Here is a 21,931-nt window from a genome sequence, read left to right as displayed (position 1 = left end):
CCAAGAAAAACATTTTTGTTGAAAATGAAGGGGAACCTGAAAGAATCCAGATCCCCCTTCGCCGCCAGGTTTCACTCGCTCCCGGCCTTGTCTTTATCAATTATGCCTCTGGGCCAAATCCTTCATAGTTTTCTACTACGATCTCGCCGGATTTGATCTTCTCGGCAAGCTCATCACACTTATCAACGATATCCTGCGGGAATTTGTCGCCCAGAGATTCTTTGATAACAGAGAAATCAGTCAGGCTGACGCCGCCGTCCTTCAGTGCCAGATATTTGGTTGTGCCGCCCTCAAAGGTTCCATCTACTGCAGACTGGATAACCAGGTAGCAGGCATTATCAACTCTCTTAACCATGGAAGTAAGAATATGTCCAGGCTGATCGGAATCCTGGTTTAAGTCAACGCCGATTGCGTATTTGTCAGCTTCTTTTGCACCTTCCAGAATACCAACACCGGTACCGGATGCTACGTTCATGACAATATCAGCGCCCTGCTCATACTGTGCTAAAGTCAGCTCTTTGCCCTTTAACGGATCCGTCCAGCTTCCTGCAAAAGCCTGAAGAATCTTGATATCCGGATCGATGTACTTCGCACCCTGCTCATAGCCTGTATAGAAGTCATGAAGTACCGGAATATCCATACCGCCTACCCAGCCGATGATATGATCTTCATTGACATTCGGGATATCAGTCTTGGTGGTAAACATAGCTGCTGCTGCACCTGCCAGGAAGGAGCCCTCATTCTGAGCAAAGCTGATAGACTCAACGTTCGGCAGATCTACGGTTGTATCGATAACTGCGAACTTGGTATTCGGATAACTGGAAGCATTCTCAGTGATGTAATCTGCGATGTTGGAAGAAGCACCGATAATTAAATCGTAGCCATCGTCACAAGCCTGAAGCAGGTTTGCTTTCCACTCCTCAGCAGTGGTACCCTCAAGACTCTTAAGCTCAATGCCGAAATCCTCAACTGCTTTCTGTGCACCCATGTTGCAGGAGTCATTGTAGCTCTTATCACCTAAGTTTCCAGTGTAAACAACACATACACGGAGCGGTTTGTCAGATTTCTCTGAAGCGTCGGCTGCCTTCGTCTCGGTATTGCTGCTGTCAGCTGCCGTTGTCTCTGCAGTACTTCCGCCACCGCCGCAGGCTGTTAAGCTGGCACACATTGCTGCTGCAAGTACAATGCTTAATGTTCTTTTTCTCATTCTTTCATCCTCCTTTTTATGTGAAATACGTTATCCGCCGGACCATTCCTTTGGTAAAACGTTTTTCCATTCGTTTAAAAAAAATAAATTCTTTTTTCATATTCGCTTTACAGTTATTTTACAATTACTCCCGCTGTTTTGTCAATAAATTTCGTAAAAAAACGAATATTTTTTAAAATATTGTCAAACTTTTAGCAATATTCCTTTTTCGGTCTAATGCAAAACAAAAAGGAATACGTTTCTCTCCGTTCCAGTTGTACGGTAAAACGCATTCCCTTTCAAAGTTGTATTCTATTTTCCTTTGCCTCGACGCCATCCAGCATTTTCCCAGATGATTTTTGTCTGTTTCCGAAGAAATGCATTAGTTTTCGGAACAACTCACACATTTCATGCAATGTAACAGATTGCTTGTCTGTACGATATCCCGTAAAAAAGACAACTTATTTTTTATTAAATGCCGCCTTCCCCGGATACTGTGCGCCGGTTCCCAGCTCTTCCTCAATCCGTAGAAGCTGGTTGTATTTTGCCACGCGCTCACTCCGGCTCGGTGCGCCCGTCTTGATCTGGCAGGTATTTAACGCAACCGCCAGATCTGCGATCGTCGTATCCTCGGTCTCGCCGGAACGGTGGGATACAATCGCCGTGTAACCTGCCTTATGTGCCATCTTGATTGCCTCCAGTGTCTCGGAGACGGATCCAATCTGGTTCAGCTTAATCAGGATCGAATTGCCGCAGCCGAGACGGATACCTTTTTCCAGGCGCCCGGTATTTGTTACAAACAGATCGTCGCCGACCAGCTGCACCTGTCCGCCGAGTTCTGCGGTCATCTTCTGCCAGCCTTCCCAATCCTCCTCGTCCAGACCATCCTCGATCGAGGCGATCGGGTATTTCCCGCAGAGCTGTTTCCAGTGTGCGATCAGCTCCTCAGAGGTGATGTGTTTGCCACTCTTCGGAAGCAGGTATTCGCCCTTCCTGCCGCTCTTCCACTCACTGGATGCCGCATCCATCGCCAGGACAAAATTCTCGCCCGGCTTATATCCGGCTCTCTCCACTGCCTCTAAGATGCACTGGATTGCTTCTTCGTCACTTCCCAGATCTGGTGCAAAACCGCCCTCATCACCGACAGAGGTTGCCAGTCCGCGCTCTTTAAGCAATGCTGCCAGTGCATGGAACACCTCGGTACACCAGCGGAGTCCCTCGCAAAAGCTCTCTGCTCCAACCGGCATAATCATGAACTCCTGTACATCGATGGTGTTTGCCGCATGCGCGCCGCCGTTTAAAATGTTCATCATCGGAACCGGAAGGCGATTTCCAGACACACCGCCGAGGAAACGGTACAGCGGGAGACCATACGCATTGGCTGCTGCCCGTGCATTCGCGATCGAAACCGCCAGGATCGCATTCGCGCCCAGCTTGGATTTATCCTTGGTTCCGTCCGCCTCGATCATCGCTTTATCAACCGCATAGACGTCCGCCGGATCCATGCCCCTTAACACCTCTGCAATCACGGTATTCACATTCTGGACTGCTTTCTGTACGCCCTTTCCGCCGAAACGCGACTTGTCGCCGTCTCGCAGCTCCAGAGCCTCAAATTCACCTGTCGATGCACCGCTCGGTGCCGCGCCGCGTCCTATGCTTCCGTCTGATAGATAAACTTCCGCCTCCACTGTTGGATTTCCTCTCGAATCAACAATCTCCCGTCCAATCACCTTTTCAATTTCCAGATGTTTCATAGCTTGTCCCTTTCCGCCGCGTGGGCTTATGTGATTTCTATTTTTGTCTAACCCGAAATCAGGAAACTTTCTGCTTTTTATTATCAGCGTTTTTCTGTTTTCTATTCATAGTCTCCACGGGGCTTCTCTGCCCCACGTCCGGCAGGGCAACCGTGTCCACGCTTCTTTCTTTCACATTCATAATCAGCATCTGCAGGCGGTTTTCCAGATTGGCAAAGCTCACATCCGGATCGTAGTCAAGCGGCAGGATCTGGGCGTCCGGGTACATTTCCCGCATTTTTTTTACGATGCCGCGTCCTACCACATGGTTTGGCAGACAGCCAAATGGCTGTAAAATCACAAATGCCCGGCAGCCGTGCTCCGCATGGTGCAGGATCTCGCCCGGAATCAGCACGCCCTCGCCCGCATCAAAGGTGTGCGGGATGATCGGGTCACTTTCCTTTACCAGTTCCGGCAGGCGGCAGACAGGCGTATAGAGCGGATGCTGTTTCGCTATCCGATCCGCTACCGCGTGCGCAGCGTCAAATACCCGGTTTGCCACATGGTACCAGTTTTTCTTGACAAACGGCTTTTTCAGATGATACGTCCGAATCTGCTCATCCTGGCAGAAATACGTCTTCCGGATAACATCCGTCATCCGCGCCTCGATAATCTCAAATCCATTTTTCTCCAGGTAGCGCTCAATCTCATGATTCGCGCCCGGATGGAAATTGAGGAGATACTCGCCGACGATCAGGACGCGCGGGCGCGGCTGGCTCCGGTCATATTCGATCGCATTCATCCGCTGGATCGCCTTTTTAAAGCCTCGCAGAGCGCCTGAAAGCCCATGCTGCTCCAGACCATCCACGACGAAATCCATCGCCTCGTCAAATGCCTGATCGCTGCTTCCGGAAACCCTCTCATACGGGCGGATCTTGCGAAGCAGCTCTTCCAGAATATCGATCATCGGAAGCGCTCCCGCCAGACGGATCGCCGACATAAGGTTCATCCGGAAGCCCGGATGCAGATCATGATAATCGACGTCATCGTTCGTCAGAATCGCCACCTCCGGGTAGCCGGCGTCGTCAAGCGCCTTGCGAAGCAGCGCACTGTAATGGGTCAGGCGGCAGTCACCGATGTATTTTCCCATACCGATCGCCGTCTCAGATGTCACATACTGACCACTCCGAAGTGCTGCCAGCGCCTCGCCGATGACAATCTGCGCCGGGAAACAGATATCGTTGTGGACATACTGCTTTCCGAGGCGGATCGCCTCTTCCCTTCCGACCGCCAGCGGAACTGCCCGGATTCCCTGTGTCTTCAACGCCGCCGACATAATCCGGCAGAACGCGTGGGAGGTGTTCGGGACCAGAACCGTGCGCTTCTTGCGGTCTTCCACCTCAAATTTAACCGGATATGGATCCGAAAGTTCGTGAACCTGCCAGGATTTTTGAATGTCTGGTCCCAGCGCAGCCGTCCCGCATTCATTTCCGCCGCCCGCATTCTCCTGTCGGCTTGTTCCAGGCTGGTTTTGCAGCCTCTCCGCCATCTCCCGCTTCTTCCGCCGCATGTTGATCGTCTCCAGGAAGGAACGCACCCTGATCCGCAGCGGTCCCTGTACCTCGCTCTCGTCAAGTTTCAGGATCAGCGGTGATTTTCCGGAGATTTCCCGCATCATACGCTGAATCTCATCCGACAAATATGCGTCATGCCCGCATCCAAAGCTTACAAACTGGACATATTCCAGATTCTGGCTCTGTGCCGCCAGAACCGCGGACGCCAGCATCCGCGCGTGGTAATTGTTTACGACATCCAGACGGCTGTGGCTTAAATCCACATTTTCAATGCCCGGAACGGAATCTGCCGTCAGAACCGGAACGCCGAACTCGGTCAAAAGCTCCGGCAGGCTGTGGTTGACAAGCGCATCGTTCTGATACGGTCTTGACGCCAGCACCACCGCATAGCGCCCCTCTTTTTCCACCTCTTCCAGAACCTTCGCTCCCGCCTCTTTCAGGCGGCTCCCAAACTGCCGCATCGCATCATTTCCTGCAAGAACCGCCTTTTTCGTTTCCGACGGCTGGATGGAAAATGTCTGTTCCATATATGTAATAAGCTGACGTTCTTTATCTTCCTCCCTGTACCAGTAAAATAACGGTGCATCAAACGGAATACCCCACTGTTTCTCCGGAGAATCCGAGTTGCGGATCACAAGCGGATATCCTTTCACGACTGCACACATGGACTCGCTCGTTGATTCCGTATTTTCCGATCCGATCGCCGCAATCGACGGCATAAAAATACGATCCACTTTCTTCTTTACCAGATCGCGGATATGCCCGTGCACCAGTTTTGCCGGAAAGCAGACGGTATCTGAAGTTACCGCGCTTAAGCCTTCCTCAAACATCTTGTGCGTGCTCGGGGATGAAATCTGAATTTCAAAGCCCAGCGAACGCCAGAACGTCGTCCAGAACGGCATCGTATCCCAGAAAGCAAGGACGCGCGGCAGACCGATGGTTATATTTCGCCGCACAGTATCAGACACAGCCTTCGGCACAAGACCAGTCTTATCGGCTGCCCGCTCTGAATGACTTTTTGCAGACGATGCATCCCCCTCTTCCGCTTGATCCAGATAATCTGCAAACAGGAGTTCTTCCCGCAATTTATAGAGATTTGGCACTTTATTCCGGTTTTCGGACGCTATTTTCAGTCGCTCGCGCACCTTCACATCCTTCGGATCGCCAAGAATCTCGCCCCGCTCACAACGGTTGTTCGTGATCCATGAGGTTCCATTCGAAAACCGCACCACCGCACGCTGACAATGGTTCATACAGAACGGACACGGCACGTTCGCCTCCTGCTGCCAAGTCAGGGACTCCATTTGATCCAAACCAATAAAATGCGGCTGTTTCTGGCTCTTTGTCTCTTCCTTCGCTAAAAGCGCCGCACCGATCGCCCCCATAATGCCCGGATACGGCGCCCGGATCACCGGGCGGCCAACATACTGTTCCAGCGCACAGAGAACTGCATCATTTTCAAACGTTCCGCCCTGTACGACAATCCTCTTTCCCAGAGAATCCAGGTTCGACACACGGATAACCTTTGTAAATACATTTTCAATGATCGAACGGCACAGCCCCGCCATAATGTCCTCCGGCAGCTTTCCATTTCTCTGCTCCGTCACGATACTGCTCGTCATAAAGACGGTACAGCGGCTTCCGAGCGCAGCCGGATGCTGCGAAGAAAATGCCTTTTCAGCAATCTCCCGCGCCGGAATATGCAGGGAGGATGCAAAATTTTCCAAAAACGACCCACAGCCGGATGAGCAGGCTTCATTCACGACAATATTTGTGATAACGCCATTGTCCAGCCAGATTGCCTTCATATCCTGACCGCCGATGTCCAGAAGAAACGTCGCATCCGGCGTGTATTTTGCCGCCGCACGTGCATGTGCCACCGTCTCAACCGCGTGTGTCTCGGCCGAAAATGCGCGTGAAAACAGCATTTCCCCATAACCGGTCGTCCCGGCTGCCAAAATCTCCAGCCGCACGCCGTGGGACGCATACTTTTCCCGCATCGCAATCAGTGCTTTCTTTGCCACCGTCAGCGGATCGCCTTGATTCGGCGCATAAAAGGAATCCAGAAGTTCCTCATTCTCATCTAACAGGACAAATTTTGTCGTCGTACTGCCCGAATCAATACCCAGATATGCCCGCAGCGTACTGCCTGACTGCGGATATACTGTTTTTCGTTCCGGACGTCTGTGTCTCTCCTGAAATTCCGTCTGCGCCGCCTGGTCGGCAAAAAATGGACGGGAACGGAACGTGCCCTCCGCCATCTCATCGCCATTTCCGGCTTCACTTTGTTTCTTTGCTTCCTCGCGCGCCGCACGCACCTTCTCGATCCGATCTAACAGTCCGTCCGCCGTGGCGAGCGCCTCTTCCTTCGAAAAAAGCTTCACTGCCGCACGCGCCGCACCGCAGGCAATCAAAAGTTCCGGCCGGTCCGGACTTAAAATTTCCTCCGGCCGAAGGTCCAGACGTTCAGCAAACACGCGCACCAGCGTCCGGTTAAAGGTCAGCGGACCGCCCTCAAAGACGACCGGCTTCTCGATCGAAAGTCCCTGTGCCAGACCGCCGATCGTCTGTTTGGCAATCGCATGGAAGGAGGAAAGCGCCAAATCTGATTTTTTAACCCCCTGATTTAAAAGAGGCTGGATGTCGGTCTTGGCGTACACGCCGCACCGTCCGGATATATCATATACGGTTGTTCCCTGTGCCGCCAGCGCGTCAAATTCCTCAACCGGTGTTTTAAGAAGAGAAGCAATCTCATCCACAAACGCACCTGTACCGCCAGCACAGCTTCCGTTCATCCGCATATCTGCGACCTGCAGCTCGCCCGTCCGTTTATCCCTCTGGAAAAAGATAATCTTCGCATCCTGTCCACCCAGCTCGATCGCCGTTCCGATTTCCCCGTACATGGCTTTCAAGGCGATCGAGTTCGCCACTACCTCCTGTACATAAGGGATCTCCAGCTCTTCCGAAAGGTGCTTTGCGCCCGAACCGGTCATCGCCGTCAGAAATGACCGCCCCGCAAGCGTCTCTTTCACCAATTTTACAGCTCTCGACACACTCTGAAGCTGATCCGAGTGATGGCGTGTATAGTCCGAAAACAGGACTTTCCCCGTTGCCGCCTCCATCACTGCCACCTTCGTCGTCGTTGAGCCAACGTCAATTCCGACGAGAATCTGTTCCTGTCCGTTTTGTCCCTTCTGTTCCATTCTGTATATTCTAACTCCTTTATCCCAGATGTCTGCAAACTTGTGCGGTCATTCTATCCGACACAAGCAGCCTGCGCCCTGTCATCTCTTTTCTCTTCATCTTAACAACTTCTTAGCGTCCACCCAAACATGAAGAAGAGGCATACGGTTTTTCCCCGCACACCTCTTTACCGTATGGATCTGTACGCATCTGCCTTCCAGCATTCTGTACAGCCATAAATATGCTACATTCTAACAAATTTAAAATAAAAAGTCAATTCCCGGGAATTTCAAAGGTGCCGTAAGAAAACGTGGTGGCAGCAGGAATTTGCCGTATTTAAATGCGAAGCCACGACAAATTCCGTTACTGGGCACGTATACGTGAACCGTAACACGGTAACCTATCATCTGCCTGTTAGCGCATCAGCCCTGCGTAGAGCTCCGTCGGCACATACGCCTCCACGTAAATGCCATCCTCCCGGTACTCTTCTTTTAAAAGCTGACCGTATTTGCGGATCGTCTGGATGCGTCCGGCTTCCTGGTAGGAAAATACCTTTTCCAGATAAATCTTGCGGTTTCGCAGAATCATTTCCAGAATATCCTTCAGCTCATCCAGCCCCGCGCCCGTCTTCGCAGAAATCTGCACCTGATAATCAGAATGCAGATCTTTCAGCGTCTCCGGATGCTCCACCTGATCCATCTTGTTAAAGACTGTTACCACCGTCTTATCGCCGATCTCCAGCTGACGCAACGTATCATATACGACATACATCTGCGTGTCCATCTGCGGATTCGACGCATCGACCACATGGAGGACAATATCGCTATAACGTGCCTCCTCCAGCGTACTCTTGAACGCCTCGATCAGATGGTGCGGCAGTTTGCGGATGAATCCGACCGTATCTGTCAGCAGGATCTCCTGTCCGCTCGCCAGCTTTAATCCACGCGTCGTCGGATCCAGCGTCGCAAACAGTTTATCCTGTGCCAGGATTCCTGCACCCGTCAGGGTGTTTAAAAGCGTTGACTTACCGGCATTCGTGTAGCCGACGATCGCCGCCGACAGCGTATATTTCCGGTCGCGCTGTTTTCTCGTCACCTCGCGGTGGCGTTTGACATCTTCCAGTTCCGACTTTAGCTGCCCGATCCGCTCATGAATCAGACGGCGGTCCATCTCCAGCTTCTTTTCACCCGGTCCTCTCGTACCGATACCGCCGCCCAAACGGGACAGGGAACTGCGCAGACCGACCAGGCGCGCTGCGCGGTAACGCAGCTGTGCCAGCTCAACCTGGATTTTTCCCTCGCTCGTCGTCGCATGCGCCGCGAAAATATCGAGAATGACCATCGTCCGGTCCATTACCTTCGTATCCAGCGCCGATTCCAGATTGCGAAGCTGTGCCGGGGACAGTTCATCGTCGCAGATCACGCCGGTTGCGCCCATTTCCCAGACCATCTCCCGCAGTTCCCCGATCTTTCCACTGCCCAGATAGGTGCCTGGATGAATCTTCTCCCGGTTCTGCACCAGACGCCCGATCGCCGTCGCTCCGGCGGTATCCGCCAGCTCCTCCAGCTCATCCAAGGACGCCTCCGTATCATCTTCATCAGAGGTGCTGACCGCCACCAGAATGACGCGCTCCTCCAGTTCTTTCATATCGAACAATTCTGCCATATTACCTCCAATATTTACCGGCTTTCCAGAAAACGGATTTCCCTCTGCACCTCCGGTGTGTCCGCACCGGCTGCCTGGCACTCCTTAAACTGTTCCAGCGCCTTCGCAAAATCGCCCTCTTTCTCATAGAGAACCGCAATATTCTGCCGGATTACCAGCGCCGTCTCACTGTCCGCCAGCGAAAGCGCCTCCTCATAATGGGAGATCGCGCTCTCATAATCGCCAGCCTCCATTTCACTGATCGCAAGCTGATTATAAATCTCCGACCCCGACACGCCGCGCTCGATCGCCTGATTGCAGTACTGGGCTGCGAGCTCACTATCCCCGGCATCCCGCGCCGCCGACGCAAGCGCCGTAAACGCCAGACTCACACCCGGAGCCGTGGCGCTGCTCTTTTTGCTGTTCTTCGCCTTTTCCTCCGCTGCCGCAAAATCCTTTTCGGCATCCTCCGCCTGTCCGGCTGCTGCCTCCGATGCCGCTTTATAATAGAGGTATTCCGCTTTTCCGCCGTCTACCTCCGCCAGAATTCCATAGGTCTGCGCTGCCGCCTTATAATCCGCCAGTTTGTATTCTGCCTCGCCGCGGTATTTTAAAACATCCAGCTCAAAAGAATTGACGATCCCATCGCTCTCATCCAGCGCTTTTCCAAACGAATCGATCGCATCCTGATAATTACCTGCATTTAACTGCTCGATTCCGGTCATACGCGCTTCTTTCGCTTCCTTCGATTCAGCGCCGCAGCCGGAAAGGATGCCCAGTGAAAGCACCGCTGCTGTCAGAAAAAGACTTATTTTGTTACTGTTCACGCATACGTGACCAGTAACGGAATTTGCCGTGGCTTCGCATTCAAATACGGCAAATTCCTGCTGCCACCACGTTTTCTTACGGCACTTTCGGTTCCAAAAGTGCCTACCCGTGAACAGTAACCTTATTTTTTCTCGTTTTAACCTCTTTATCTGCTTCATTTTTTACCAAACCTTTTTATTAATTCTTTCCCGTACTTCCGATCCCGCCGCGATCTTTATTGTCAAGCTTCTCCGTCTCCTCAAATACGATCTTCGGCTGATGCTCCATGATGCGGAACTGACAGATGCGGTCATTGACATGGATCACTGTATCACGCAGCGCATATGCCGGAAAATGCCACTGATCGTTGTCTCCACAGTAACTCTCATCGATCACACCCATATGATTGGTCTGGATGATGCCGAAATTTTTAAAGGTACTGCTGCGCGGAACTACATGCGCCTCATAGCCCTTCGGCAGCTCCATCGCCACGCCAAGCGGAATCAGGGCAAAATCACCCTTTTTCAGCACCACCTCACGCGCCGCACGCAGGTCGATCCAGTCAGATTTGCCGTCAATGTAGGCGAGGCGGTCAATGGCGTCTGTGAAATATTTGATCTTTATGTTCATGCTGTTCATATCTGTATGAAATCCTTTCTTATGTCACATTTTATCCGGTAATGGCTGCCTTGCAGGTTTGTTTTTCACAAAGCACCTCCCCGAAAAATATTTTTCAACTTTCCAGTTTCTCTATAATACCACACGCGCGCGTTTTCCGAAAGTATTAATTCGTGCAGGCACGGACTTTCGCTCGTTGCACGCGAAAAATCCCGGCGGCCTGGAAATCCAGAACCGCCGGGAAGGAAATAGGTTGGAGCTACTTCAATATCAGAATATTTTAAATGGATACTTTGCTGAACCAGCCGTCAAATTATAAGAGGTTCATGAAAGTAGTCAGTACCATGGAGTTAAAGAAGTCTACGAATAAGCTTCCTACTAACGGTACGATGAAGAATGCACGCGGAGCCGGACCATAGCGCTCTACCAGTGCTCTCATGTTTGCCATTGCGTTCGGGGTTGCGCCCATACCGAAACCACAGAATGCGGTGGTCATTGCAGCTGCCTCGTAATCACGGCCCATGATGTTGAATACAAGGAAGTTTGCATACAGGAACATAACAACCGTCTGAACTAACAGGATAACAATCATCGGAAGCGCCAGAGCTGCTAACTGCCACAGCTTCAGGCTCATCATTGCCATCGCTAAGAACAGGTTCAAGGACAGACCGCCCAGTGCGTCAACTTCTTCCATCGGAAGATCTTTGTGCTGTACATCCCAGATGTTACGGATAGCGGCTGCTGCCAGCATCGCACCGATGTAAGTCGGGAATGTAAGACCAATGCTCTTAAAGAACGCGAAAATGAAGGTACCAACACCGATTGCAACTGCAAGGAATACAGCCGCGGTGGTGAATTTCTGACCGTCGATCGGCGATGCTACTTCGTCAACTGCATTGCCTTCCTCGGCTGCGGTTGATTTCAGATGGTGTTTCTCAACACGGGCACGGGCGATAGGACCACCCATCATACTGCCGGATACCAGACCATATGTAGCGGATGCCAAGGCAACTGTAGTTGCGCCTACAACTGCGTATTCCTGCTCCAGAAGCGGTCCGAAGGAACCACTCGTTCCGTGACCTCCAACTAACGGCATAGAACCCATACATAAGCCGAGAAGCGGATTCAGACCAAACGCTGCTGCCAGACCGCTGCCGACTGCATCCTGCACGATACAGATACCAACTGCCAGCGCCAGGAACATAAATACCTGAACGCCGCCCTTCTTTAACAGACGGAAGCAGGCGGTAAAACCGACGCTGCAGAAGAAGATCGTCATAAATACGCTCTGTAAGGTTGTATCAAAGGAAAGCTCCAGAACTCCTGTTGCATACAACGCCAGATGAGCGAATGCAAATACGACACCGCCCGCAACCGGAGCCGGTATACAATACTTGCTCAGGAAGGGCAGCTTTTGTACAAGCAATCTTCCCAGACAGTAGACCAGTGCGCCAAGAGCACACGCCTGATACATATCAAGCTCAAGTGTCAACATAAACAATTCCCCCTTTTGTTTTGCTGGCTTCTTTCATTTATGTAGCGATTTGAAAGAGCTGCTTGTTTGTTTGTGTTGACCTCATTTTCCACGTTGGCTACAAAAAGTTACAAGAAAATACAGAAATATGATGTTAAGAATCTGTTAATGTCAGAATTGAATGAATATTGTTAAGAAAACGTTAATATTTCATTTCCTTCTCTGCCTCTTCCGGCAGTTTCCCCTCAAACTTCAGCTCTTCCTCCGCCTCCATGCGGAACTCGTCGATTCGTCCCGGTGCCGGTTCCGGCAGTTCTTTCGTCGATCCGACTCCAAACCGGCGCAAAAATTCCTCCGTCGTCGCAAACAATGCCGGACGTCCCGGCACATCCAAACGCCCTACCTCGTAAACGAGATTGTACTCAATCAGTTTATTGACCGCGTGATCCGATTTAACCCCGCGGATCTTTTCAATCTCAAGCTTCGTGATCGGCTGTTTATAAGCAATGATCGAGAGTGTCTCAAGCACAACATCCGTTAAAATCTGCTTCTTCGGCGTCGCTGCCACCCGGATCAGATTCTCATAATATTCCGCGCGGGTCGCCATCTGCCAACTGTCCTCCAGCTGCGTGATCTGCATGCCCCGCTTTTCTGCCTCATAACGGCTCTGTAATCGTCTGACCGCCGCTTCCGCGCGCTCTGTATCCGTCCCGAGCGCCGCCGCAAGCTGGCGCAGCTCAACCGATTTTCCCATTGTAAAGAGAACCGATTCCACGATGGCTTCCTCGCGTTTTTCATCTAATTCTGGCATACTCTTCTCCTTCCTCCGTCGAAAGTTCCAGCTCTGCCTCGCCTTCCGTTTCATCCACATCCACCGTATCGAGCTGCATCTCATCAAACAATTTTTCCTGCACCAGATGAATCCGTCCCATCTTCATCAGCTCCAGCACTGCCAGAAACGCCACGACTATCTCCAGGCGATCGGATTCCCTCTCCAGCACATCGCTGAATTTAAAATGACGGTGTTCCCGCGCATAAGAAAGCACCGACCTTACCTTCTGCTCCAGGCTGATCGGTTCCCTGCGGATCGTACTGAACCGGCTTCGCACCGGGTCAAGCTTATTGGCATTCCGCTTCATGACCGCGTCAAACACTTTCTGCAGCTTTGCCAGCGTCAGACCATCCAGAAGCTTGTCCAGATCCAGCGGTTCTTCATATTTCGCCACCTCCCGGGGAATCGTCGGTTCCTTAAAAAAGAGAAGCTCTGCCTCCTGCTCCCGCTCTTCCAGCTCCTGCGCCATATATTTATACATCTTATATTCCAACAGCCGGCGCACCAGCTCGGCGCGCGGATCTTCCTCGTCTTCTTCCTCTTCTTTTTCCACCTTCGGAAGGAGCATCCGCGATTTGATGTCCAGAAGCGTCGCCGCCATCACCAGAAAATCGCTGACCACATCCAGATCCTCATGATCCATCTGATTAACATATTCCAGATACTGCTCCGTAATCAAGACGATCGGAATATCGTAAATACTTACTTTATTTTTTTCAATCAGATGAAGCAGCAGGTCCAACGGTCCTTCAAAATTATCTAATTTATAGGAAATTTCCATTCTTTCCGAACTCCTTCTTTTAGCCAGCTTTTTCTACAATCATATACCAAATTCCGTATACATCCACCTGTGCCGAAGAGTTATTCCTGCTGCCACCACGTTTTCTTACGGCACTTTCGGTTCCAAAAGTGCCTACCCGTGTACAATAACCAGAATCTCTCTATTGTTTTCCCCGCAACGTCACACAAACCAGCTCTGGCCGGTCATTCAGCCGCACATTGATCGAATGCGTCCCAAGACCCCGGCTGACAATCATCGTCTTTCCGTCCGCATCAAACCGTCCGGCGCACCATGGCAGGAAAAACTGGTACTGCGGCGTCATCACGCCTCCCAGCCCCGGGATCCGGATGGTTCCGCCGTGGAAATGTCCGCAAAGCGTCAGATCCGCGCCCCATTTCCGGCAGGTCTCAAAAAAGAGGGGAGAATGAAATAATAATATCTCATACATTTCATGTCCGGCTTCTCGCTCCTTTTCCGCCAAGTCAGGAAAAAACGATTCTTTCATCTGTTGAAAACACGTCTTCTCTGCCGCAGTTCCAACCCGCTCCGAAAGCTCTTCCATCGGCAGTTCCGGCACCGTGAAATGATGCTTATAATATATCTCCCGCAAATTGCACCCAGTCACCCGGATCCACGGATGGATCTCCTCGCTCCGATCCGACAAATAATGAACCCCCAGACGTTTTAATTCCATCTGGAACCGATCATACAAATCTCCGTACACATCCCGCTCCCGATTCATCCGCTCCTCATGATTTCCGTTCGCATAGTAAACCGGCACAAAGGAGGTCAATTTTTCCAGAAGCGATACCGTGACGGTTAAATCACCTTTTCCCTTACAGACCATCATATCGCCGCCGATCAGCACCGCATCCGGCTTGAATGTGCGGATCGCCGCCACCAGCGGCTCATTGTCCGTTCCATACACATTATCATGCAGATCCGACAAAAATACGCAACGGAACGCAGCGCCATCCGGCAGCTTCGGACTCTCTATCTCATACTGGTCGGTCACAAAATGTTTTTTTTCATATTCCGAGCGGAGCAAAAGCCCCACTGTCACGGCTGCCAGTGCCGCCGCACATGCTGTGATTGCGATCATTTTGTTTCCTCCCATGTCCCATTTTCCAATTGGCTGCCGGCTGATTTTTGCTGCTGTCCGCATCACTGCCATCCTTATGCCCTGCAGACCCGAATCATTTCTATCCTGTTATCATACGGGAAACCGGTGTTTTCGTCAAGACAGGCAAATCCGTTGCTATTTTTTCGACCTCATGATAATATACTTTTAACAACACTGAAATGGCATTCACCTATCGTCAGCCATTTTTCAAAGGGAAATGAGCCAGTTACGGATATTTTCTTAATAACATAAATCAAGCGAGGTTTTTCATGCTTTCTTTTCTCCTGAACTGTAAACGGATTTACAACGATTTCATCAAAGACGAAGTCACGGTGTACGCCGCCCAGGCTTCTTTTTTTATCGTTCTCTCTGCCGCACCTTTTATCATGATTCTGCTGACGCTGATCCAGCTCATCCCCGCCGTCAGCCCGGAGGATCTGATGCACGTGATGACACAGCTTCTTCCCTCCAGCATCCACCCGCTGATTGAATCGGTAATCCAGGACATCCAGACTGTATCCCCGGCCGCCCTGCTCTCGGTTACCACCGTGGCAACCATCTGGTCGGCTGCCCGAGGCATGCTTGGGATCGAGCGCGGCTTAAACCGGATCATCGGCTGCCGCAAGCGCAGAAATTACCTTTTAGGACGTATCATCAACTCTGGCTATACCATTGTTTTTCTCCTGATGTGCATTTTCTCCCTGGTTCTGATGGTGTTCGGTTCCTCCCTGCAGCGCCTGCTATTCCGTTACTTTCCGATGCTGGACAGATTCGTTTCCTGCCTGATTAGTCTCCGGACGTTTCTTGCGCTGGCGCTGCTGACGCTCTTTTTCGTCGCGCTGTACACCTGGCTGCCCTATGAACGGCAGGATATCCGTCTCCAGCTTCCCGGTGCGCTGATTTCCACCGTCGGATGGATCGGATGTTCCTACGGATTTTCCATCTACTTCAACCATTTCAGTAATTATTCTTATATGTACGGCAGCTTGACCGCCGTCGTGATCCTGATGCTGTGGCTGTACGCCTGCATCTGCATCCTGTTTTTCGGTGCGGAAATCAACCAGCACTGGCGCAGATAATCCCCAGCCTCAGGAACACCGGATACAGATAGCTTGCCCCAAACACTCCCAGCTGCTTTGGTCCGGTCACGCAGCCAAGCTCCTGCGCTTTTTTATACGCCACCAGGATGCTTGCACGCGTGACCGACTTTTCTTTCCGGCTGACAAACATCTCGTTGCCCCGGATCGTGTACGAATATTCCAGCCCTTTCGCCGTGTAAAATATTGCCCCCTCAAATGCAAGAATCGCTTCCCACAGGGCATCCGGCGTCTGTTCGCGCAGTAAAGTCTCCCTCTTCCGGCGCTGCACAGCTGTCTCCTGTACCTGGCAATCTGCTGTATCTGGTTTTATTTCATTCTCTTTTGTTTCATCCATTTTTCCCACATCCATTTTGGGATCTTATTTCTTCCGCGTCAATGAAACCACCGTCTCACAATTGGCAGTATGCGGGAACATATCCACGCAGCACACCTTATCCACCTGATATCCTGCCGCCTGGATCGGTTCCAGATCCCTCGCAAGGCTGGTTGGTTTGCAGGACACATAAACCATGTGGCTGACGCCAAAATTCAAAATCTTTCCGATCGCCTTCGGATGGATTCCGTCGCGCGGCGGATCCAGAACGATCAGATCCGGCTTTTCTTCCAGCTCGTCCACCACCTTGAGGACATCCCCCGCCAGAAATTCGCAGTTGCCAAGTCCGTTGCGCGCCGCATTCTCACGGGCTGCCTCGACTGCTTCCCCGACAATCTCCACGCCGACTACTTTCTCCGCCACCGGTGCGAGGATCTGCGCGATCGTACCGGTGCCGCTGTAAAGGTCAAATACGACTTTTCCCTTCGTCTCACCCACATACTCACGCGTTTTCTCGTACAGCACCTCCGCGCCCAATGAGTTCGTCTGGAAAAAAGAAAACGGCGAGATCTGGAACCGCAGCCCTAAAAGCTCTTCGTAAAAATGCTCGCGTCCGAACAGAATGTCCGTCCCCTCATCTTTTACGGCATCCGCCAATGTATCATTTTTGGTATGCAGAATGCCCGCAAAGCTTCCCTCCATAGGAAGTGCCTGCAGGCGCTCCGTCCATCCCCGTAAAAGTGCTTCCTCGGTTCCCTCAAAGGTATCCGTCTGTGTCGTCGTGATCAGATCGACCAGAATTTCCCCTGTCTTGATCGCACGGCGCACCAGAAGATGGCGCAGATAGCCGGTATGCTGCATTTTTTTATAAAATCCAACTTTCTTTTCCTCAAAATATTCTTTTGTACAGACAAGAATCTTGCAAAAATCCGGATGCACGATATGGCATTCGCCGGTTGTAACCACATCATAAAAACTGCCGCGCTTGTGCATTCCCAGCGACATAGGACCATCCTTGACCTCATCACCGAAGGAAAACTCCATCTTATTCCGGTAGCCCTGCACCAGCGGGCTGCCTAAGATGCCCTCAAACTCATATTCCGGACATACCGCATCCAGAAGGGAACGAACCTGTTTTTCCTTGATCGCAAGCTGTTCCTCATACGGAATCGGCTGATAAAGACATCCGCCGCAGATACCAAAATGCGGGCATACATCCTCTGCCGTCTCTAACTTTGAGTGCTCGACAACCTCCAAAAGCATACCCTCGCATCGACCGCCGCGCTTTTTATTGATACGGAACCGGATCTTCTGTCCCGGAAGCGCATTTTTGACGATCGCTTTCTCTCCATCTATCACAACTACGCCCTTATTTGGAAACTCAATCCGTTCTACAGTTCCTTCGTAAATCTCACCTTTTTTCATTGATAACTATATAGCTCCTTCTCTCAGTGGCTTTTACCGCACTATAATCACCAACTGCAAATGATTCTTCAACTCACAGCTAATTTCCATCTGCGGTTCTAATTCATATCTTTATAGTATACAGGAATTTTTTTCTTTTTCCAAGATATAAAAAATACAAACTTATCTACAAACTTTCCTATGGCATAAAAAATACTGCGTGAAACCGATTCTCCGGTTCCGCGCAGTATTTATTCTGATTCATTGACTAAATTATCACAATCAGTCTTTCTTTTCTTTCTCGTCGCTCTCATCCTCGAAGAAATCGTCGTCGAAATCATCATCAAAGTCGTCCTCGAAATCTTCCAGATAATCTGGAGTAAAGAAACGATATACGCCGTATGCAATCGCTGCAACTGCTGCTACAATACCGATAATGGCTAAAATCCAGAGAATACAGTTTTTCTGTTTCTCCTCTTCTTCTTTTCTGTGAAGGAATTCATTCAGTTTGGTTGCATTCATGATCTCTTCTACTCTGGAGAGCGCATCTTTGCTCATCATATCAAATTTATTCATACACTCCACATCCTTTCCCGCGTTTTGATCCGCAATTCTTGATTTTATTATACCATCTCTCAGCCGATTTTACTATATTTTTTATTGGATCTGGCGAAAATGTTTTAATACGGCATTACTGTTTTCGCATACGTGTACCGTAACAATACGGCAAACACGGTCTAACATTTCACCAGTTTTGCAAATGAAGCAAACATTTTTTTCACGCCCACGCGGTCAAAATTAACCGTCACCTCAAAATCCTTGCCGCCGTCCGCGATCTTCTGCACCGTTCCCTCGCCAAATTTGAGGTGGCAGACTCGGTCGCCCTCGCCGTAGGAAAGATGGTCGGCCTTCTGGACCGTAAATGCCTTGCCAAATGACGGTGCCGGGCTGGCTGGACGACTGCTGGAACTATAAGCGCTCTTATATGGATCCAGCGTGCGGCCAGAACCAGCACTTCCGGAACCATTCACACCGCCCCAGCCGCTCATCCGGGCTGCGCCGCGCTCCCAGACGGCATCGTTCTCTGAAAGAGGGTGTTTTCCAGACATTCCGCCAATCCGCACCCGATCGCCGTCTCCCGCGCCAGATACACCAAATCTGCCCGTTGTCCAGCCAGAAGTCCCCGAATCTTCAAATCCGCGTCTGCCCCGGCTCATACCGGCAGCCCGTTCAAAGACGGTCGGCTGCTCTTCCTCGTCCAGAAGCTGCGGCGGAATCTCCTCGATGAAGCGGCTGACCTTCGCAAACCGCGTTTCTCCATTGACCATGCGCTGTCTCGCCGCCGTCAGCGTCAGTTCTTTCTCCGCACGGGTGATTCCGACATAGCAGAGACGCCGTTCTTCTTCGATGGCGTCCTTATCATCCGAAAAGATGGACATGCTGCTCGGAAACAGCCCGTCCTCCATGCCGCTTAAATAGACATACGGAAATTCCAGACCTTTTGCGCCGTGCAAAGTCATCAGGACAATCCTGTTTTCGGATTCGTCCAGACTATCTACATCCGCTACCAGCGCAACCTCCTCCAAAAATCCGTCCAGCGTCGGTTCCTCCGCCGTGCTCATATAGCCGGTCGCCTTATTAACCAGCTCTTCCACGTTCTGCAGACGTGTTTCTCCCTCGATCTCGCCTTCCGCCTCCAGATCCTTCTTATATCCCGTCTCTTCCAGAATCGCCTCGATAAGTTCCGGGATCGAAAGGGCCGAAAGCCGCGACCGGAAGTTTTCGATCTGCTCCGTAAACTTCTCGATCTTATCCGCCGCCTTGCCGATCGTCGGCACGCCGCGCACGCGCAGCAGCGCATCATAAAAGCTCATGCCATTGGCAGACGCATAGATCGTCACTTTTCCGATCGAGGTCGCACCGATGCCGCGCTTCGGCACATTGATAACACGCTGAACCGCCAGATCATCGCGCCCATTCGCAATCGTCTTTAAATAGCAGAGAATATCCTTGATTTCCTTGCGCTGATAGAAATTGACGCCACCGACCAGCCGGTACGGAATGCTGTAATAAATACATTTTTCCTCCAGAAGACGCGACTGTGCATTGGTACGGTACAGCACGGCAAAATCCGAATATTCCGCATTTTTCTCTTCTTTCTCACGCTCAATATCACGGATAATGGCGTCTGCCTCCTCGTATGCCGTGTCATATTGACGGAAGCGCACCTTCGGTCCCTCGTCATTCGCCGTCCACAGCGTCTTGTCCTTTCTGCCGCGGTTGTGGCGGATCACCTCATTTGCCGCATTCAGGATGCTCTGGGTGGAACGGTAGTTCTGCTCCAGCTTGATAACGCGTGCGCCCGGAAATGCTTTCTCAAAACTTAAAATATTTTCGATATTTGCCCCGCGGAATTTGTAGATCGACTGGTCATCATCACCGACCACACAGATATTTCTGTACTTCTTTGCCAGCAGATCGACCAGCTTAAACTGTACAAGGTTCGTGTCCTGGTACTCGTCCACCATGATATACCGGAATTTGTCCTGATAATATTCCAGCACATCCGCGTTTGCCTCGAAAAGCTCTACCGTTTTCACCAGCAGATCGTCGAAATCCAGGGCATTATTCTTCTTGAGTTCTTTCTGGTATTCCCGGTAAATCTGAGCAATCTTTTTCTCCCGGAAGTCCGCTCCCGCCTGCTGCTCAAACTCATCCGCCGTGATCCGGTCATTTTTCGCCGCAGAAATCCGTGACAGCACCGCCCGCTCCTTAAACTGCTTCGGATCCGCCTGCATTTTCTTGAGCACCTGCTTCATCAGCGTTTTCTGGTCGTCGCCGTCATAGATAGTAAAATTCGTGTCATATCCCAGACGGTCGATAAACCGGCGCAGAATCCGAACGCAGCTCGAATGGAACGTGCTGACCCAGATCGCCTCCGCGCCTTCCCCCACAATCTTATCCACACGCTCGCGCATCTCCGCCGCCGCTTTATTGGTAAATGTGATCGCCATGATATTCCACGGCGCCACCCGTTTTTCCTCGATTAAATACGCAATCCGGTGTGTCAGGACGCGCGTCTTTCCTGAACCGGCGCCTGCCAGAACCAGGAGTGGTCCCTCCGTGTGAAAAACCGCCTCCCGCTGCATCGGGTTAAGTGTGTCGTATTTGCTCATATATGTTTCGTTCCCTTCTATCCTCTTATATAATCTATTTTTAATGACAAAAAGTATGTTCGAATACGCTCTAGTATAATCTATTTTCTCTTGGATGTCACGGAATTTTCATTGATTTTAAATTTCTCCTTGCTATCTGGTTTTCAAAACTATATAATATCACATAGAGAGTTCATGACAGCGGAAGCGCCAAAATCGCCTCCCTGTTTCGCAGCTTTCGAATTTCAACGCAGCGAGGTACATACATGAAATCAAACGAAGAACGCCTGCAGGATCTGCTGGCTTATGTTGATAGTCTGACCCGGGTGCATCCGTCGGAGATTCCCGGTATTGATTTATATATGGATCAGGTCACGACCTTCATGGACAGCCACCTGAACACTTCCAAATGGCTGGGCGAGGATAAGATCCTGACCAAAACCATGATCAATAACTACGCCAAAAATAACCTGCTGCCGCCGCCCGTCAAAAAACGCTACTCCAAGAATCATCTGCTGATGCTGATTCTGATTTATTATTTTAAAAATGTGATATCCTTTCGGGATATTGAGCAGCTCTTCTCGCCCATCAGCGAGCACCACTTTTCCCATGGTTCCAGCCCGGAATTAGAAGAGCTTTACAACGAAATCTTTTCGCTGGAAAAAGGGCAGCGCAAGCGCTTGCAGGAAGACGTCATGGCAAAATTTGACGCCGCCAGCCAGACATTCAAGGACTATGACTGTGAAGACCGCGAGTATTTACAGCTGTTCGCCTTTATCAGTGAGCTGGCGTTTGATGTCTATCTGAAAAAACAGATGATTGAAATCCTGGCGGAACAGCTCCGGCAGGAGACGCCGGTGAATCCGAAGAAGAAGAAATAGGCAGCACTTCCGCTGTACCGCCACACTCAAAAACAGGCTAAACAACAAAAATTTCAACCCATTTCACCATACACGATAAAAAAGACACTGGAATCACTTCCCCTTGTGGAAATTCTTTCAATG

Annotated in this window: 16 protein-coding genes; 2 read left to right on the top strand and 14 right to left on the bottom strand. The window is 50.9% G+C overall.

All coding sequences use genetic code 11. The annotated features are described in order from the left end of the window. Nucleotides 1–100: 100 nt before the first annotated feature. From DW720_RS06205 to DW720_RS06160, 10 genes are all read right to left on the bottom strand, one after another. Nucleotides 101–1,207: a BMP family ABC transporter substrate-binding protein gene (locus tag DW720_RS06205; protein ID WP_118749378.1), complete on the bottom strand. Its 1,107-nt coding sequence runs from the start codon at nucleotides 1,205–1,207 to the stop codon at nucleotides 101–103. 440 nt (nucleotides 1,208–1,647) lie between these two features. Further along, nucleotides 1,648–2,940 (bottom strand): phosphopyruvate hydratase, encoded by a 1,293-nt coding sequence (gene eno / locus DW720_RS06200; RefSeq protein WP_118749377.1) that lies wholly within the window; start codon nucleotides 2,938–2,940, stop codon nucleotides 1,648–1,650. Between the two features lie 58 nt (nucleotides 2,941–2,998). Beyond that, nucleotides 2,999–7,696: an acyl-CoA dehydratase activase gene (locus tag DW720_RS06195; protein WP_118749376.1), complete on the bottom strand. Its 4,698-nt coding sequence runs from the start codon at nucleotides 7,694–7,696 to the stop codon at nucleotides 2,999–3,001. A 394-nt stretch (nucleotides 7,697–8,090) separates the two neighbouring features. Further along, nucleotides 8,091–9,341 (bottom strand): GTPase HflX, encoded by a 1,251-nt coding sequence (hflX, locus tag DW720_RS06190; protein WP_107001572.1) that lies wholly within the window; start codon nucleotides 9,339–9,341, stop codon nucleotides 8,091–8,093. Between the two features lie 14 nt (nucleotides 9,342–9,355). Further along, complete coding sequence (locus DW720_RS06185) at nucleotides 9,356–10,147, bottom strand: tetratricopeptide repeat protein (protein ID WP_243099709.1); 792 nt, start codon at nucleotides 10,145–10,147, stop codon at nucleotides 9,356–9,358. Nucleotides 10,148–10,325: 178 nt separating this feature from the next. Then, nucleotides 10,326–10,757: a dUTP diphosphatase gene (locus tag DW720_RS06180; protein WP_117795742.1), complete on the bottom strand. Its 432-nt coding sequence runs from the start codon at nucleotides 10,755–10,757 to the stop codon at nucleotides 10,326–10,328. Nucleotides 10,758–11,058: 301 nt separating this feature from the next. Beyond that, the gene (gene gltS, locus DW720_RS06175) at nucleotides 11,059–12,240 is read right to left on the bottom strand and encodes a sodium/glutamate symporter (protein WP_107001574.1); all 1,182 of its coding nucleotides are present in this window, start codon (nucleotides 12,238–12,240) and stop codon (nucleotides 11,059–11,061) included. Nucleotides 12,241–12,421: 181 nt separating this feature from the next. Continuing rightward, complete coding sequence (gene scpB, locus DW720_RS06170) at nucleotides 12,422–13,030, bottom strand: SMC-Scp complex subunit ScpB (protein ID WP_118467432.1); 609 nt, start codon at nucleotides 13,028–13,030, stop codon at nucleotides 12,422–12,424. After that, the gene (locus tag DW720_RS06165; RefSeq protein ID WP_107001576.1) at nucleotides 13,014–13,832 is read right to left on the bottom strand and encodes a segregation/condensation protein A; all 819 of its coding nucleotides are present in this window, start codon (nucleotides 13,830–13,832) and stop codon (nucleotides 13,014–13,016) included. Before DW720_RS06165 ends, scpB begins: the two co-directional genes overlap by 17 nt. A 160-nt stretch (nucleotides 13,833–13,992) precedes the next feature. Beyond that, nucleotides 13,993–14,934, bottom strand: coding sequence for a metallophosphoesterase (locus tag DW720_RS06160; RefSeq protein ID WP_118749407.1), 942 nt, complete (start codon nucleotides 14,932–14,934; stop codon nucleotides 13,993–13,995). Nucleotides 14,935–15,224: 290 nt separating this feature from the next. On the opposite strand from DW720_RS06160, the gene DW720_RS06155 reads away from it, so the two are divergent. After that, nucleotides 15,225–16,034, top strand: coding sequence for a YihY/virulence factor BrkB family protein (locus DW720_RS06155; protein ID WP_107001577.1), 810 nt, complete (start codon nucleotides 15,225–15,227; stop codon nucleotides 16,032–16,034). Here the strand turns inward: DW720_RS06155 and DW720_RS06150 are convergent. From DW720_RS06150 to DW720_RS06135, 4 genes are all read right to left on the bottom strand, one after another. Then, complete coding sequence (locus DW720_RS06150; RefSeq protein ID WP_107001672.1) at nucleotides 16,012–16,389, bottom strand: hypothetical protein; 378 nt, start codon at nucleotides 16,387–16,389, stop codon at nucleotides 16,012–16,014. The two genes, DW720_RS06155 and DW720_RS06150, sit on opposite strands and share 23 nt — an antisense overlap. A gap of 24 nt (nucleotides 16,390–16,413) precedes the next feature. Beyond that, nucleotides 16,414–17,793, bottom strand: a complete 1,380-nt coding sequence (gene rlmD / locus DW720_RS06145; RefSeq protein WP_022359752.1) for a 23S rRNA (uracil(1939)-C(5))-methyltransferase RlmD — start codon at nucleotides 17,791–17,793, stop codon at nucleotides 16,414–16,416. A 261-nt stretch (nucleotides 17,794–18,054) separates the two neighbouring features. Continuing rightward, a complete protein-coding gene (locus DW720_RS06140) occupies nucleotides 18,055–18,348 on the bottom strand; it encodes a hypothetical protein (protein ID WP_022359751.1) in 294 nt (97 codons plus the stop codon). Between the two features lie 161 nt (nucleotides 18,349–18,509). Further along, nucleotides 18,510–20,948: a UvrD-helicase domain-containing protein gene (locus DW720_RS06135; RefSeq protein ID WP_118749375.1), complete on the bottom strand. Its 2,439-nt coding sequence runs from the start codon at nucleotides 20,946–20,948 to the stop codon at nucleotides 18,510–18,512. A gap of 245 nt (nucleotides 20,949–21,193) precedes the next feature. Here DW720_RS06135 and DW720_RS06130 point away from each other — a divergent pair, with 245 nt between their 5' ends. Beyond that, the gene (locus DW720_RS06130; RefSeq protein WP_022359749.1) at nucleotides 21,194–21,808 is read left to right on the top strand and encodes a DUF1836 domain-containing protein; all 615 of its coding nucleotides are present in this window, start codon (nucleotides 21,194–21,196) and stop codon (nucleotides 21,806–21,808) included. Nucleotides 21,809–21,931 lie beyond the last annotated feature (123 nt).

It is taken from the genome of Clostridium sp. AM27-28 (genome assembly GCF_003480955.1).
Classification (GTDB): domain Bacteria; phylum Bacillota; class Clostridia; order Lachnospirales; family Lachnospiraceae; genus Otoolea; species Otoolea fessa.
Note: the sequence above shows the minus strand (reverse complement) of the source record. Positions and strands in the feature narration are given on the sequence as shown.

Coding starts and splice junctions, on each gene's coding strand:
- DW720_RS06135 (WP_118749375.1), bottom strand. CDS start 20,948: ATGAGCAAATACGACACACTTAACCCGATGCAGCGGGAGGCGGTTTTT.
- DW720_RS06165 (WP_107001576.1), bottom strand. CDS start 13,832: ATGGAAATTTCCTATAAATTAGATAATTTTGAAGGACCGTTGGACCTG.
- DW720_RS06140 (WP_022359751.1), bottom strand. CDS start 18,348: ATGAATAAATTTGATATGATGAGCAAAGATGCGCTCTCCAGAGTAGAA.
- eno (WP_118749377.1), bottom strand. CDS start 2,940: ATGAAACATCTGGAAATTGAAAAGGTGATTGGACGGGAGATTGTTGAT.
- hflX (WP_107001572.1), bottom strand. CDS start 9,341: ATGGCAGAATTGTTCGATATGAAAGAACTGGAGGAGCGCGTCATTCTG.
- gltS (WP_107001574.1), bottom strand. CDS start 12,240: ATGTTGACACTTGAGCTTGATATGTATCAGGCGTGTGCTCTTGGCGCA.
- scpB (WP_118467432.1), bottom strand. CDS start 13,030: ATGCCAGAATTAGATGAAAAACGCGAGGAAGCCATCGTGGAATCGGTT.
- DW720_RS06155 (WP_107001577.1), top strand. CDS start 15,225: ATGCTTTCTTTTCTCCTGAACTGTAAACGGATTTACAACGATTTCATC.
- DW720_RS06180 (WP_117795742.1), bottom strand. CDS start 10,757: ATGAACATAAAGATCAAATATTTCACAGACGCCATTGACCGCCTCGCC.
- rlmD (WP_022359752.1), bottom strand. CDS start 17,793: ATGAAAAAAGGTGAGATTTACGAAGGAACTGTAGAACGGATTGAGTTT.
- DW720_RS06150 (WP_107001672.1), bottom strand. CDS start 16,389: ATGGATGAAACAAAAGAGAATGAAATAAAACCAGATACAGCAGATTGC.
- DW720_RS06205 (WP_118749378.1), bottom strand. CDS start 1,207: ATGAGAAAAAGAACATTAAGCATTGTACTTGCAGCAGCAATGTGTGCC.
- DW720_RS06130 (WP_022359749.1), top strand. CDS start 21,194: ATGAAATCAAACGAAGAACGCCTGCAGGATCTGCTGGCTTATGTTGAT.
- DW720_RS06195 (WP_118749376.1), bottom strand. CDS start 7,696: ATGGAACAGAAGGGACAAAACGGACAGGAACAGATTCTCGTCGGAATT.
- DW720_RS06160 (WP_118749407.1), bottom strand. CDS start 14,934: ATGATCGCAATCACAGCATGTGCGGCGGCACTGGCAGCCGTGACAGTG.